13 protein-coding genes are annotated in these 14,825 nt (G+C 34.3%); 9 read left to right on the top strand and 4 right to left on the bottom strand.

Features of this window, described 5'->3' with window-relative positions; genetic code table 11:
- Nucleotides 1-140 precede the first annotated feature (140 nt).
- The gene (locus tag MY04_RS07640; protein ID WP_066208282.1) at nucleotides 141-2,819 is read right to left on the bottom strand and encodes an alpha-L-rhamnosidase-related protein; all 2,679 of its coding nucleotides are present in this window, start codon (nucleotides 2,817-2,819) and stop codon (nucleotides 141-143) included.
- 212 nt (nucleotides 2,820-3,031) lie between these two features.
- On the opposite strand from MY04_RS07640, the gene MY04_RS07645 reads away from it, so the two are divergent.
- From MY04_RS07645 to MY04_RS07660, 4 genes are all read left to right on the top strand, one after another.
- Nucleotides 3,032-4,588 carry a protein adenylyltransferase SelO gene (locus MY04_RS07645; protein WP_066208284.1) on the top strand — a complete coding sequence of 519 codons (1,557 nt, stop codon included), beginning with the start codon at nucleotides 3,032-3,034 and terminating at the stop codon, nucleotides 4,586-4,588.
- Between the two features lie 136 nt (nucleotides 4,589-4,724).
- On the top strand, nucleotides 4,725-5,540 hold the full coding sequence (gene pyrF / locus MY04_RS07650; protein ID WP_066213116.1) for an orotidine-5'-phosphate decarboxylase: 816 nt from the start codon (nucleotides 4,725-4,727) through the stop codon (nucleotides 5,538-5,540).
- Nucleotides 5,541-5,662: 122 nt separating this feature from the next.
- The gene (locus MY04_RS07655) at nucleotides 5,663-6,658 is read left to right on the top strand and encodes a 3-oxoacyl-ACP synthase III family protein (protein WP_066208287.1); all 996 of its coding nucleotides are present in this window, start codon (nucleotides 5,663-5,665) and stop codon (nucleotides 6,656-6,658) included.
- Nucleotides 6,659-6,833: 175 nt separating this feature from the next.
- Nucleotides 6,834-7,253, top strand: coding sequence for a hypothetical protein (locus MY04_RS07660; RefSeq protein ID WP_066208289.1), 420 nt, complete (start codon nucleotides 6,834-6,836; stop codon nucleotides 7,251-7,253).
- A 57-nt stretch (nucleotides 7,254-7,310) separates the two neighbouring features.
- On the opposite strand, the gene MY04_RS07665 is transcribed toward MY04_RS07660, so the two are convergent.
- Nucleotides 7,311-8,195: a hypothetical protein gene (locus tag MY04_RS07665; RefSeq protein WP_158297611.1), complete on the bottom strand. Its 885-nt coding sequence runs from the start codon at nucleotides 8,193-8,195 to the stop codon at nucleotides 7,311-7,313.
- Between the two features lie 74 nt (nucleotides 8,196-8,269).
- On the bottom strand, nucleotides 8,270-9,265 hold the full coding sequence (locus MY04_RS07670) for a radical SAM/SPASM domain-containing protein (protein ID WP_066208294.1): 996 nt from the start codon (nucleotides 9,263-9,265) through the stop codon (nucleotides 8,270-8,272).
- 177 nt (nucleotides 9,266-9,442) lie between these two features.
- On the opposite strand from MY04_RS07670, the gene MY04_RS07675 reads away from it, so the two are divergent.
- From MY04_RS07675 to MY04_RS07695, 5 genes are all read left to right on the top strand, one after another.
- Complete coding sequence (locus tag MY04_RS07675) at nucleotides 9,443-10,453, top strand: helix-turn-helix transcriptional regulator (RefSeq protein ID WP_066208296.1); 1,011 nt, start codon at nucleotides 9,443-9,445, stop codon at nucleotides 10,451-10,453.
- The gene (locus MY04_RS07680; RefSeq protein ID WP_066208298.1) at nucleotides 10,450-11,031 is read left to right on the top strand and encodes an acyl carrier protein phosphodiesterase; all 582 of its coding nucleotides are present in this window, start codon (nucleotides 10,450-10,452) and stop codon (nucleotides 11,029-11,031) included. The genes MY04_RS07675 and MY04_RS07680 overlap by 4 nt, the downstream gene beginning before the upstream one ends.
- Before the next feature lie 4 nt (nucleotides 11,032-11,035).
- Nucleotides 11,036-11,692 (top strand): ion channel, encoded by a 657-nt coding sequence (locus MY04_RS07685; RefSeq protein ID WP_066208300.1) that lies wholly within the window; start codon nucleotides 11,036-11,038, stop codon nucleotides 11,690-11,692.
- A gap of 95 nt (nucleotides 11,693-11,787) precedes the next feature.
- A complete protein-coding gene (locus MY04_RS07690) occupies nucleotides 11,788-12,168 on the top strand; it encodes a DUF1987 domain-containing protein (protein ID WP_066208302.1) in 381 nt (126 codons plus the stop codon).
- Nucleotides 12,169-12,451: 283 nt separating this feature from the next.
- Nucleotides 12,452-12,724, top strand: a complete 273-nt coding sequence (locus tag MY04_RS07695; protein ID WP_066208304.1) for a hypothetical protein — start codon at nucleotides 12,452-12,454, stop codon at nucleotides 12,722-12,724.
- Between the two features lie 278 nt (nucleotides 12,725-13,002).
- On the opposite strand, the gene yidC is transcribed toward MY04_RS07695, so the two are convergent.
- A complete protein-coding gene (gene yidC / locus MY04_RS07700) occupies nucleotides 13,003-14,808 on the bottom strand; it encodes a membrane protein insertase YidC (RefSeq protein ID WP_066208306.1) in 1,806 nt (601 codons plus the stop codon).
- Nucleotides 14,809-14,825: the final 17 nt, after the last annotated feature.

Genomic DNA, 14,825 nt, shown 5'->3' on the forward strand with positions numbered 1-14,825 from the left:
AAAGCTTCAATATGCCTTGAAGATTTTTTTGAATTTAATAATATTATAAAAATAACTCAAAAAACTATTCAAAAAAAAGACAAAAAAAGGGTTTTAACTACGAATAGTTAAAACCCCGTTCAAATTACGTATTTCTAAATTTATTTTTTAATGAGATATACATTCTCAATCAATGCTGTATTTACATCCACATTCATGTTTTCATTGTAATCTTCAAAACGTAGAGAGAAGTTGTTGACCCCTTTCTTTAATTTTACCGAAATGTGGTTGGTTTTACCAATACTCGACCATTCTCCAGTACCTCTTTGTGCCATTACTAATGCACCATAATTCGTATTATTAACATAGAGTGTTCGGATAGCACATTTATTATCGGTATTCCATGGTCCACTACCATTAGTATACGACAACCAAACCATATAATCACCCGATTCAGGCACGGTCATTTTAAATGAAACCTTTTTATTGTTTGATTTAGATAACTCTAAAACTCCAGAAGGTGCATCAGCAATTTTCACCCTCTTACTCGCCCTCGCAATTCTTGAGATATTTTTAGTCATGATTTTACCTACTTGAATTGGTTCTGACAAGTAAGATACATCTCCATCAGTATCGATGGCACGAACAGCAATTTCTGTTAGCTTAGCATCCTCTGATAAAGTGAATGAAGTTTTGTTGGTTTTGGCAGTTGATTTTCCATTAATGAAAACTTCGTACTCATTTGCACCCTTCACTTCCTCCCAAACAAATTCACCACCTTCCAACTTAGCTACCGGTGTTCCTAAATGGAACTTATTAGGAACCTTGTTTGAAGAAGAGCCCTCAGTAATGTCATTATCAGATAATACAATTTCTATCGTATGCTTTCCTCCTTTTGATAAATCAAATTGTGGTTTATTTACTGATTTTCCATCTATGGTAATTGATTTCACTTGATTACCATATCCTGATAAAGTGATATCTAGGTTATTCTCCCATAGCTTTACATTTTTCAATTCTTTCTTTCCACCATATCTCTTTGGAACAACTGGATTAAAATGTAGTATCCCTTTTTCATCGATATTGATACCGAAATACACACGATATATCATGGCCATGTTTCCTGATAAACTCCACAACATCTCGTCTGAATTTACTTCAGTATCCATATAATCTCCATCTTCTGCCACAAAGTTTTCTTTGTTTGTCAAGAACAATGCTGCTGGACGATAAATTGATGCTAAACCATGCTCTAGAGCCATTCCATTACCCGCTTTTGCTGTTGCAATATTCCAATAGGCCTGAACGAATGGCCAAATACCGTTATTATGGTAAGGTCTAATTCCAGGAATCTGAGGGTAAACGCATGCAGCTCCAAATGGTGTTATTGGCGACTTTTCTACAATCGTTTTGGCTTTTTCTTCAGAAGCCACATCAAATATTATGGATAACGCTTCTCCCAAAGCTTCGAATTTTGGTGATTGTACCATGTAATCTCTACCATATAAATATTGAGCATAATAACCTTTATCCTCCATCCATAGATGATTATTGATAGCATTTTTTAAGTTTACTGCTTTTTCCTTAAACGCTTTCGCATCTTTCTCTTTACCTAATAAACCAGCCATACGAGCCGCAATTTGCATTGCCTCATAATGATCAACGTTCGTACCTAAATTTAATGATCTATAGATATCTACATTATCCATCCATCGTGGGTAGGTTTGCTTTCTCCAATCCAGGAACGATGATTCCCCCCTCATTAAGCCCGTTTCTTCATCATATACCACCATCATATCATCTTCAATGGTATTAGAAATTACTTCGTAAGCCTCTTTTAACCATTTCTTATCTCCTGTAGTAGTATATACATTCCAAGCAGCCAATGCCCATGTTACACGATCGGATGATACTGGCCATGCTCCTCCTGAACCGGTATCTTGGATGATTCTATTTCTTTTTACTTTTCTTCTTAAAGAAGTCTTTGCTCTTTCTGGATCTAAAATGGATAAACTTAAAACAATAGAATAAGAAATATCTCTTGTCCAAACTCCACCCCATTCTTTACCTGTTCTAAATGTACCGTCTGCTTCAGAGTCCGCTACTAATTCGTTTAAAGCCAAGTTATATAAAGCATCTACTAAAGGTATATCAGAATTATAGGTTGGGTATTTGCTTAAATCTTTAGAAGACTTCCACACAGGTGATGTGATTTTTTCAGGATCAGGCTGATTCATAGTTAGCGTGATTTCATACACTCCATCTCCATTTTCATCTTTCAATTGTTCGAAATCGCCAAGGTTATCAAAGTCCCACTTCATAGGGGCACTACCTCCTGCTACATACAACCCTTTAAAATCTTTCTTATAAATTTTTTCTCCATGGATATCTTCATAATATCCTTTGTTTTCAAAATCCTTAAGAACTTTAGAAAAATCAACACGAATGGTTACAGATGTGTTTTTCTCCATCCAATCCATTTTATCTAATTGTTCAGTATCTGCTTTTTGTTCGCCAAACTTTATTACTGGAGAAGTATATTTTCCATTTTCAGGACGAACTACTAAACGGTGATTTTTACCATAAGGCAATTCATCATCTTTTCCGTTGATACTAAATTTAAATTCAATTGCTCTGCTGTAGGCATCTTGCAAAGGACTTTTGTAAGTAGAGTTCATTTCTTTACTCGACACCACATTTGCTTTGTACTCTCCTTGCTCTACATGATCTTTAAATACAGAAAATTGATCCGATTCATATAGGGTATTTTTATCGTCTTCACAGCTAATTAACAGAACACCCAATAATAAAGGGATTAGCAATCGTAAGTTTTTATTCATTTTCTAAATTTTAAGTTTTTGTGTTTATACGGTCTAAATTTAGTAACAATTATCTTTTTTAGTTAATGTATTTAATGAATTTAAAGGATTTTTTTAATTCATTGAAGGTTAAGTAAATAGTTTTGAAATACATTTATAATTGAAAACATCTCCTTTTGCCCTTTGTTACATTATCACGTACTTTTGCAAAGTCATTTAACCACCCTTTCATTATGAAACTAAAGATCATTGATACTTTCACTTCTGAATTACCAGCTGATAAAGAAGTTAAAAATACGATTAGACAAGTGGAGAATGCTTGTTACTCTTATGTGACTCCTACGAAAACATCCTCTCCTCAATTATTACATGTTTCGAATGAAATGGTTGAAGCACTTGGAATAAATAAAAAAGATATCGATTCCAAAGAATTCCTTGATATTGTCACGGGCAATGCGGTTTACCCTAATACCACACCCTATGCTATGTGCTATGGCGGGCATCAATTTGGTCAGTGGGCAGGACAATTGGGAGATGGTCGGGCAATCAATCTTTTTGAGGTTGAGCATGACCATAAAAATTGGGCAGTACAGTTAAAAGGTGCTGGCCTTACTCCTTATTCTAGACATGCCGATGGATTAGCTGTTTTAAGGTCTTCTATCAGAGAATATTTATGTTCTGAAGCCATGTATCATTTGGGTATTCCAACTACTCGAGCATTATCACTTTCTCTTTCCGGCGATAAAGTTTTGAGAGATGTGATGTACGATGGTAATTCAAAATACGAACCTGGTGCTATCGTATCAAGAGTAGCCCCATCATTTATCCGATTCGGAAATTTTGAAATTCTTGCTGCCCAACAAGATCACGCCACTCTAAAACAATTAGCTGATTATACCATCACTCATTTTTATCCTGAATTAGACATCAATAGTGAGACAATCTATGTCGATTTCTTTAGAGAAGTAAGTAAAAGAAATTTAGAGATGGTGATACACTGGCAAAGAGTAGGCTTTGTACATGGAGTGATGAATACCGATAATATGTCGATTTTAGGCTTGACCATTGATTATGGTCCTTACGGTTGGTTAGAAGGCTACGATTTTGGCTGGACTCCGAACACGACAGATAGAGTAAATAAGCGTTACAGATATGGCACTCAAGGTGAAATTGTGGGATGGAATCTATTCAAACTTGCCAACGCTTTATTCCCTCTGATTGGTGAAGCAGAAGGACTTCAAGATGCGTTAAATGAGTATAGAGATAGTTACGATATGGCATATTATACAATGATGTCTGAAAAGTTGGGTCTTTTTGAAGGCGAGCATAAAACTTTAATTAATGAACTAAATAAAGTGCTTCATAAAACAGAAACAGATATGACTATTTTCTTCCGTCAGCTATCTGATTTTGACCCTCAGGAAACAAAGAATTGGCTTTCCGTAATTCGCCCTGCCTTTTATGATATTGACGAAGTAGCTGAAGGCATTTATGACCTATGGGAATCTTGGTTTACAGCATATCGTTCGAAATTGATAGATCAAAATATGGATCAAAAAGAAAGAACGGAGAAAATGAATGGTATTAACCCAAAATATGTGTTAAGAAATTACATGGCACAATTAGCCATTGATGATGCCGAAAAAGAAAATTATGAATTAATAGCTGAACTATTCGAAGTATTGAAACATCCCTACGATCATCAAAAAGATAAGGAGAAATGGTATGCTAAACGCCCTGATTGGGCAAGAAATAAAGTGGGCTGTTCGATGTTGTCTTGTAGTTCGTAACACACATCTTTCTCAATCTCAATTAATTATTTTTTCGACTGACTGCTTGGATAAATTTAGAATGAATATCACTTCATTATTGAACGATATTTCTCTATTTTTACCTAATTTATTATACCAAGTAGCAAATAGCATTATGACAAAAAAAGAATTATTTGAAGAAATAAAGAAAAAGGAAAGCTTTCTGTGTGTAGGATTGGATACAGATCCAAACAAAATCCCTGCTCATTTGCACAAAGCAGACGATCCAATTTTTGAATTTAACAAACAAATAATTGATGCAACTGCTGACTATTGTGTATCTTATAAACCGAATATCGCATTCTATGAATCTTTAGGTCCTAAAGGCTGGGTTTCTTTACAAAAGACATTGGAATACATGCCAAAATCTCACTTCAGCATTGCAGATGCTAAACGTGGTGATATTGGAAACACTTCAAAAATGTATGCTAAAGCATTTTTTGAAAACATGGATTTCGATTCAATTACCGTAGCCCCTTACATGGGTGAAGATTCTGTAACTCCTTTCCTTATGGACGGAAAATGGGTAATTGTTTTGGCACACACCTCAAATAAAGGTGGTTTAGATTTCCAGAAAATTGTGAACCAAGAAACGGGAAATTTCCTGTTTCAAGATGTGATGCTGAAAAACCAAGAATGGGCTTCTACAGATCAGTTAATGTTTGTAGTAGGTGCTACTAGAGCAGAGAGTTTATTGGATGTTAGAAAAGTAGCTCCAGATAATTTCTTGCTAGTTCCTGGTGTAGGTGCTCAAGGTGGCGACTTACAAGGAGTAGCGAAATATGGAATGAACAAAGAATGTGGTTTATTGGTCAACTCATCTCGAGGAATCATTTATGCTTCAAATGGTGAAGATTTCGCCTCAGTTGCTCAAAATGAAGCCAAGAAATTACAACAAGAGATGGCTGATCTTTTAGAAAAGTATCTTTAATTTAAGTATATGTAGCGAATCAAGAGTAATTGCTATCTTTTGATTCGTTACAAGTAAGCACAAAAGTATGGAACAACAAAAATTGCTTACTTACTAACCAACACATATTAACCGAGTAACATATGAAAAATGCAATGATTTCTGGGTTAGGATTTTATGTCCCAGAAAATGTAGTCACAAACGATGACTTGGCAAAACAGATTACAACATCAGACGAATGGATTCGTGAGCGATCTGGTATTGAAGAAAGACGTTATGCCGCACCCGATGAAGCAAACTATCATTTAGCAGCAAAAGCTACTGAAGAAGCATTAGAAATGGCAAAACTTACGGCAAATGATATCGATTTGATTATCTATTGTACGCTAAGTGCCGATTACATCTTCCCTGGTTCTGGTGTGCTACTTCAAAGAGAAATGGGCTTTAGAACAATCCCTGCATTGGATATCAGACAGCAATGTTCTGGATTTGTGTACGGTTTATCTATTGCTGATCAGTATATAAAAACTGGTATGTATAAGCATGTGCTGGTGGTAGGATCAGAAATTCACTCTAGAGGTTTGGACTTCTCTGATGAGGGTCGTGCTGTTACTGTTCTTTTTGGTGATGGTGCTGGAGCAGCGATCGTATCTGCCACAGATGAAGATAGAGGTATTCTTTCTACACACATGCACTCTGAGGGGGAACACGCAGAGAAATTAGCCGTTATTGATCCTGGGTTCACTAAGCCTGAAAGAAACAATCCTGATTATTGGAAGCCAGGTGGATCTGCATTCCCTTACATGGATGGTCAGTTTGTATTTAAAAATGCTGTTGTACGTTTCCAAGAGGTGATTGGCGAAGCATTACAAGCCAATAATATGTCAGCAAACGATATCGATTTATTGGTGCCTCATCAAGCAAACCTTAGAATTTCGAACTTTGTGCAAGCAAAAATGAAATTACCTGATGAGAAAGTGGTGAATACTATTCAGAAGTACGGTAACACTACTGCCGCTTCCATTCCAATCAGTTTAACTACTGCATTTAAAGAGGGTAGAATTAAGAAAGGTGATATTATTTGTTTAGCTGCATTCGGCTCAGGGTTTACATGGGCAAGTGCTATCATCAAATGGTAATTACTTTAATGATATAGTTGAGGGAGTCTTTATTAAAAAGGCTCCTTTTTTCGTACATAACACTTTGATAAATAAACATCTATCTCAATTTTTATCAAAAAAATTGATATTTTGATAAAACCTTCTCATTCAACAAATGTTGGATTTATATAGATCTAACTTATCAATGTAAATTATGGCAAAATCGAATCAGCTACTTATCAATAAATTAAGAGAGGCCGCAGAGAATATCACTTCAGGGGATTACATGTGGGGGCATCCTGGAAAATGTAATTGTGGTCACCTTGTTCAAGCAATCACTCCAATGAACTCTAAAGATATTTACCAAACTGCCCAACGTCAGAAATTGGATGAATGGAGTGAATTTGCCAATGACTATTGCCCTGCTAGCGGCATGCCTATCGACAATATGATTGACACACTACTCGATGTAGGTTTAGAGGTAGATGACATCCCACATTTGGAGTATCTATCTAACAAAAAGATATTAAAAGCCCTGCCAGGCGGATTTAGATACCTTCAGAAAGGAAATCGTGAGGATGCGGCTGAATACATGCAGACATGGGCAAATGTTTTGGAAGAAGAATTAGTTTAAAAATAAAAAAGGACGTTGCTGTGCAACGTCCATTCTATAAAATATTTTTTTATATATCTACTTATTTGATATTGAAATGACCATTTCGGTACCCTTACCTTGTTGAGCATTCATATCGAAACTAGCATTTTGAGCCTTTAAAATCTTCTTAGCCAAATCAAGCGTTTTGATATCTTCAGATGACTGACCGTCAAATCCCCAACCTCTACCGTTATCAGAGATTGAAATCTGTGCTTCACCTAAGGAAGCATACAAAGAGATGGTGATCTTACCGTTTCCTTCTATGGTATGTGCTGAACAACGTATCAAAGCGTTAATTGCTTTTGTAAAGGAGTTCGGGTTAATTTTCACTTTAGGAGCACCACCAATTTGAGCATCAATACTGACATTATCAGGTAATTTATCCTTCACTTCTTCGATCAGTTCCTCCATAAATTCTTTAGGTTGAATTTCTTTTAGTTTACCGAAGTTATGTGTCGAAACCATCGTTAACTCACCTACATCATCGTTCTCAACTACTCTTAAGGAATCTCCATGCACCCCTTTTAATCGAGAAGAAGTGTATTCCTCATCATGACTTTCTTCTGAAGTGAAAGTTTGTTGAGGAAGATTTTCCCCAGACATTTCTACAATCTCTTCCTGAATTTTAGGCTTATTAATTCTTGAAGGCTTTGTTTGCATTTCCTCCAATTCTTTGATCTTTTCTTCTAGAAAATTGATTTTTTCTTTTTGAGCATTGTAAGACTTTCGCCCTCTTTTCTGCTGACGCCTCCTTAAAACATCAATTGAAACACAAAGAGTGAATAAGAAAATAACGGCTGCAATCCATATCAAACGTTCTTGTTCGTAGGCTTGAAGTCCTAACTCATTTTGTGCATTGGCGTTAAAAGTGACCAAGAAAAATGATGCTATAAAAAGAGTTTTATGCAAAAAGTTCTTCACTGTCAATTAAGTTATGTTGGTTTCTAATTATAGAACATCAAAAAGTAAATATTATTTGATGCCGCTCAAAAAAATCAATTATAAATTGTCAATCCCTCTGTACAGTTTTTACATATATCAATATTTTCACGCCCCTTCAAAATCTGTTTTCTAAAATTGATATAAGATTGACTTCTCCATATTTTTCTAAAGCCAATATAGTCATTTTTTATAGTACCAAGAACGTATTTAGCATCTTTATCAAAACAACAGGGCACTACTTTTCCATCCCAAGTAATCACTGCAGAATTCCATAACCTCCAGCAATGTCGCTCCCATTTTCCTTTAAATTTATACTTCCCTTCTTTAGTTTTCTGATATCTAGAATATTGGTCGAGTGATGGAATTAAAGGCGATCCATTTTCATAATCATAGATTTGAGCAGTTTTGAACTGAATATCGTCCACCTCAAGATCTTTTGCCAATTGCTTTGCCTCCTCTATTTGATGTTCATTAGGTCGCACCACTAGGAATTGTATCACTATTTTAGGTGTAGATGAATTGAGCTGCTTCTTAGCACCCACCACATTCTTAATTCCCGAAATTACTTTATTGATATCGCCCCCTATTCTGTAATTCTCATAGGTTTCTTGGGTAGTTCCATCCAATGAGACAATCAAACGATCTAAACCCGACTCCACCGTTTTTAACGACATTTCTTCATTAAGATAATGTGCGTTAGTAGAGGTAGAAGTAAATACTTTTCTATCGGAAGCAATCTTTACCATCTTCAAAAAGTTCTTATTTAAATAAGGTTCTCCTTGAAAATAGAAAGTGAGATTCATTAGTGTATCTTTTAATTCATCGATCACCTTCGTAAAAAGGTCTTCCGACAACATACCTGTTGGTCGAGTAAAAGAACGTAGACCACTCGGACATTCCGGACATCTAAGGTTGCAGGAAGTAGTAGGTTCAATAGCAATACTAATCGGGTTCCCCCAATGAATAGGTTTCCTCAATCGCTTCGACAATTGATAACTTAAAAAAATTAAGCCTGCGTTATATAGTTTTTTTAGTGAGAGTTTCTCCATCTAAATTATTATTCCACAAAAAAATCAATTTGTTTATTCATTTTGTTTTTAGGCTTAAAGATCTTTCTCCAAAGAGTGTAAATATCGGCCAATAATTATCAAAATAAACAATTGTTTAACGCAAGATAAATCATTTTTCTTGGTAACTTTAATGAACTATTCAAAAAAAGTTATTCGATGAAAAGTAGTAAACTTTCTTTTTTAAGATATCTATTAATAGATCGCTGTATTCGAAATAAACAGAATCCTTACCCATCAAAAATGTATTTACTTGATAAATGCAGAGATGAATTTGGTGTCAATTCTCCTTCAACCATAGAAAAAGACTTACAGGCTTTAAGGCAAGAATTTGATGCCCCTATTAAATACTCCAAGAAAAATGATGGCTATTTTTATAGCGATCCCAATTATAAATTATTAGGCGTACATCATCTTACTGAAGAACATTTAGATGCACTAAACTTTGTGGAAACTTTTCTCTACGAGTTTAAGGCCCTTCCGGTATTAAGTAATTTTTCTGATGCTGTGGATAAAGTATTGGATGGATTGGACATCACTAAGAAATTTAATGATGGACAACAAAAGCAGTTTGATAATTTTATACAACTAGAAAAGTCCATTTATTCAAAAGGAAACGAGCTATTTTCTTCCCTTATCAATTCGACGAAAAATCATGAGGTCATCCGTATTCATTATCAAAAATTTGATGTTGATGAGATCGAAACTTATGACTTCCACCCATATCTAATCAAAGAATTTAAGGGACTTTGGTACATTACAGGATATGCAGAGAACAGAGAAGGTATTAGAACTTTAGGTATTGACCGAATTAAAAACATCGAAATATTATCAGATAAAACGTTCTCTTACGAGCATCACAATGTTAACTTTGATAGAGAAGCTTATTTTAAAAATTGTATTGGTGTTACACTAAAAGGAAAACCTCAAGAAATACGTTTATTATTGAGTCCAATTGCTGCCAATTATATTAAAACAAGTAAGATTCATAATTCCCAAGAGATCATCAGAGAAGATAAAGATGGAGTTGAAATTCGATTAAAATTAGTCGATAATAACGAATTGAGATCGATCATATTAAGTTGGGGAAATCAAATTGAAGTTCTATCACCTTTTAGCCTTCGCAAAAAAATTGGGGAGGAAATCAAACAATTAGCACAGAAGTATTGAATTATTTAGCACACCTATATTTATCAAGAGATGATCATGAAGAAATGTTTGGTAACTTTCTTGGTGATTTTGTCAAAGGCAAAAATTTATCGCACTTACCTCAAAAAGTAGGAAAAGGTGTGCAGTTGCATCGTTTAATTGATGAGTATACCGACAATCATAAGGTCACTAAGGAAATTCAACAACATCTTAGACCTGTGGCTGGCAGATACTCCTTAATTGTGGTCGACATTTATTATGATCATTTTCTAGCCAAACACTGGAACGAGTTTGAACCTCACCTAGCACTTTCTACATTTGCAGATAATTTCTACACCCATAATTATTGGAAAGAAGATTGGGTACCGCAAAAAGCATTAGACATCTACCCTTTCATGAAAGATTATGATTGGCTCAATGTTTATGCAAAAATGTATGGAATGCAGCGAGTTTTTAATGGCATGCAACGTCGAATAAAAAATCGAGTGGAATTATCAAATGCTGTCCAATGGCTGGAAAAAGATTATGAATTTTATCAGTCACAATTTTTTAAATTCTTTCCAGACTTAGTAACTTTCAGTCAACAACACCGACTTTAATATTATGGTCTTCAACCAAACGGTTTACGATAAACTTCAAGAATTAAGGTACATACTTTTATTAATCGCCTATATACTCGTATTATGGGCTCCTGTCATTTTTCAATCATTAAGTCTTTCGGACGAGTTTAGTGATGTATCTCTAATTATCTTGATCTTTGCTATTTTCAATTTTATAAGAAAAACAAAAACAGCTAGTAAAATACTAACTTTCATAACATTTTCCCTAATTTTTGGAAAAAGTGCAACAGTTGGCACAGAAAATGACAATGCTAGTATACTAAGTTGGTTCACCTTGCTTATTTATTTCATATTCTTTTTAAGAATTTTATTACTTGATGTATGGAATTCTAAAAAGGTAAATATGAATACAATATTAGGGGCAATAGCCGGGTATATTCAAATTGGAGTAATTGCCTTTATACTTTTTAAAGTGTGTGACATACTTTTTGATGGTCAGGCTTTTTCACAACCAGTAGAAGTTTCTGATCTAATATATTTTAGTTTTGTTACACTAACTACAGTAGGTTTTGGAGATATTTCTCCTGTAGCGGATGAGGTAAAAGCCTTTACTGTAATTTTTGCAATGGTAGGGCAATTTTATATGGCAATACTTATGGCCCTTCTTGTAGGCAAGTATCAACAAGAACACGGTAAATAATCGTACTATAATTAAAAGGAACTAAGGTAAAAACAATTAAGGGTAAACGTAATTATAAACCATAGTTTTATTATTAACTGAGAAAATAACGACTCGTGGAAAAACTATTTATTAAAAAGAAAGAATTCGTTCCAGAAGTAAACTTTGATCCAGCGAAAGGTCTTTTGGAAGTAAGTGGTCAATCATATCATGAATATACTGCTGAATTTTTTGAACCATTATTTAATTGGGTAGAAAACTACTTAAAGGTATCAGGTCTTGATATCACGCTTAACTACAAAATGACCTATTTTAATACGGCATCTTCTAAAAGTTTCTTCAGAATTATTGAAATGCTTCAAGCATACGAAGAAGCCGGCAAAGGTAAAGCAATAGTCAATTGGTACTATAAAAAAGACGATGAAGACATGTTAGAAACAGGCGAAGATTTTATTTCTGATTCTGGCTGGAAGAACATCAACTTGATCGCTTATTAATTTTTTACTTAAAAAAATTTAAAAAATAATCAAAAATACCTTTCTCAAAAAAAGAAAGGTATTTTTGTACAATAATGCCTATTTTATGAGCGTTATAGAAGTGAAATATAAATATTCGATGAACTACCTGTAATAATTTTAAGAAATAAGAAATACTATTAACAGATTTCAAATTCAAACTTACATTGGTAAATAATTGAAATTCAACTTTTTAAGTGACAACTCGTAATGAAAAGCAACTTAATTTTTAATTTTTGCATTTTATTACACACATAACAACATTATGATTTGGTTTTTTAACTTTTTACTTTTTGCATACTTGATCGTTTCTAATGTAGCGATCTTTATCAGACTATACCGTTCTTTCTTACAGTACTTATCCCCAGTTAAAGGTTACGCATCAATGATCTTATTACTAGGTGCATTAGGCGGAATAGATTATTATGTATTTGACTTCTCACACAATAAGTTCCAAATCTTCGAAGAGAATCAAGAAGTATATAAGCAAATTAAAGAAAGAAGCATCGACTATAAAGAATTAACTAGTCAGAAGTAGTTATTTATTGGATGCTAAAAGATATTTTATAACCCATTGTTTTTAAGGAACAATGGGTTTTGTTTTTTAAATGAAAAATTAAGAATGAAAAATGAAAAACGTAAAATGTTGCTCTATCGCAAGAACTCTCGCCCATTGAAATACTAAGGGCGAGAGTTCTTGCGTTAGTTTAACTAACTACGTTTTTCATTTTTAACTTTTCATTTTTAATTTTTTCATCTAACAAAAAAGGGCTGTTTTGTATAACGAAACAGCCCTTTTTTGTTAGATGAAAACCCTTAGTCTTCTTTCTTACCTTTTCTCTTTGCCGCTTGCTGTGCTTTTTGTTGCTCCTTCATCGCTTTGTCTAAACGAGCTGCAAAACCACCTGCTTTTTTGTTAGCGTTCTTCTTTTTGTTTTCATCCATTACCTTACGGATCTTGTCTTCGTTTACAAAACGTTTAGAAGCCAATTGTTGGATGATAGTGAAACAGTTTGAAACGAAGTAGTAGTACGTTAAACCTGCTGCAAAACTGTTGAAGATAAATAAGAAGATGACTGGTGAGATGTATGAGAAGTACTTCATTTGAGGGTTAGACTGTACTTGAATTTGGTTCTGGAAGTAAGTATAACCTGCCATTGAGATGGCCCACAATAAAGTAAATAACGATACGTGATCACCGTAGAAAGGTATATTGAATGGTAGATCTAAGATCGAATCATATGCCGATAAATCGTCTGCCCATAAGAATGCTTGACCTCTTAACTGAATAGCATTAGGGAAGAAGTTATATAATGCTACGAAGAAAGGCATTTGAGCGATCATTGGTATACAACCTGAAAGTGGGCTTGCTCCTACTTTAGAGTACAATGCCATTGTTTCTTGTTGCACTTTCATTTGGTCGTCACCATATTTTTCTTTCAACTCATCCATTTCTGGCTTCAACAACCTCATTTTAGCCATTGATTTGTACGAGTTGAAAGTTAGTGGATATAACACCGACTTCACCAATACAACCATTAGGAAGATAATTAAACCATAACCTAAATTGAAAGCTTCTAACTTTTCGAAAAGCGGAATAAAAATATATTTAGATAAAGGAGTAGTCCAAGACCAACCCAAGTATACGTTATCTTCAAATCCTGTTGCTACCAGCTCACAAACACGGTATTCGTTTGGACCGAAGTAGTATCTTAAGTTCGCTTCAGAAATTGAAGCTAATGGAATTTGTAAAGAGATATCTGCTGTCTTTACAATGTCAAGACTAGCTTCGTCCGTTGTCTCTTTTAGGTTAGCTGCATTAAATTGCTTATCTGTGATAAAACCAACGTTAAAGAACTTTTGTTTAGCAGAAACCCACTTCAAAGGAGTAGCAATTGCTTCTTCTTCAGTTTTAGTTGATGCCATTGATAAGTAATCAAACTTATCATCAGCTGTGTAGTAGTTTACAGTAGTTTTCTGACGAGAAGTTTTCATGTCCTTCTCAATTGCCATCATCTTAGAATTCCATTTGTAAGAGATGTTATCGCCAGTTACAAATTGCTTTGCAGTACCTAAGATTAACTCATAATCAACTACATATTTTTCTTCCTCTAAAGTATAAATCCTTCTTAAGATTTCTTGACCTTGTGCATCTCTAGCGACCATTGCTACCTTATTACCAGATTTTTCTGGAGTATAGTACAATTTGTTTAGATCAATTGGTCCAAAAGATGTAGGAAGTAATTCTTGTACAGAATAGTTATCTTTATTTACTAAGTGAAGGTCTTTTTTATCATAAGTTTGGTGAGTTTTGATTAAAACATCCTCTACTCTACCACCTTTAGAATTAAAAACAACTTCAATTTTTTTATTGCTAAGGACTAAATCTTTTTCTTCTCCTTTCATCACAGCAGAGAACAGACCATATTGTTGTTGTAAAACTGAATCTGAAACTACTGTTTGCGTTACTTCTGTTTGTTTGTTTTGACTGCTTGTCTGACCATCAACTTGCTCTGTTGTATTTGTCACAGTTTCTTCTGTTGGTTCCGGCTGGAAGAAGAACATGTAAGCAACCAACATGGCAGATAATATCAGAAAACCAGTTGTTTGATTTTTATCCATAATTAACTTTTCTATAA

It is taken from the genome of Flammeovirga sp. MY04 (assembly GCF_001682195.2).
In the GTDB taxonomy this organism is placed as follows: Bacteria; Bacteroidota; Bacteroidia; order Cytophagales; family Flammeovirgaceae; genus Flammeovirga; species Flammeovirga yaeyamensis.

What these genes read in the sequence shown, in the direction of transcription:
- MY04_RS07640 (WP_066208282.1), bottom strand. Translation starts at nt 2,819, where the DNA reads ATGAATAAAAACTTACGATTGCTAATCCCTTTATTATTGGGTGTTCTG.
- MY04_RS07645 (WP_066208284.1), top strand. Translation starts at nt 3,032, where the DNA reads ATGAAACTAAAGATCATTGATACTTTCACTTCTGAATTACCAGCTGAT.
- pyrF (WP_066213116.1), top strand. Translation starts at nt 4,725, where the DNA reads ATGACAAAAAAAGAATTATTTGAAGAAATAAAGAAAAAGGAAAGCTTT.
- MY04_RS07655 (WP_066208287.1), top strand. Translation starts at nt 5,663, where the DNA reads ATGAAAAATGCAATGATTTCTGGGTTAGGATTTTATGTCCCAGAAAAT.
- MY04_RS07660 (WP_066208289.1), top strand. Translation starts at nt 6,834, where the DNA reads ATGGCAAAATCGAATCAGCTACTTATCAATAAATTAAGAGAGGCCGCA.
- MY04_RS07670 (WP_066208294.1), bottom strand. Translation starts at nt 9,265, where the DNA reads ATGGAGAAACTCTCACTAAAAAAACTATATAACGCAGGCTTAATTTTT.
- MY04_RS07675 (WP_066208296.1), top strand. Translation starts at nt 9,443, where the DNA reads ATGAAAAGTAGTAAACTTTCTTTTTTAAGATATCTATTAATAGATCGC.
- MY04_RS07685 (WP_066208300.1), top strand. Translation starts at nt 11,036, where the DNA reads ATGGTCTTCAACCAAACGGTTTACGATAAACTTCAAGAATTAAGGTAC.
- MY04_RS07695 (WP_066208304.1), top strand. Translation starts at nt 12,452, where the DNA reads ATGATTTGGTTTTTTAACTTTTTACTTTTTGCATACTTGATCGTTTCT.
- yidC (WP_066208306.1), bottom strand. Translation starts at nt 14,808, where the DNA reads ATGGATAAAAATCAAACAACTGGTTTTCTGATATTATCTGCCATGTTG.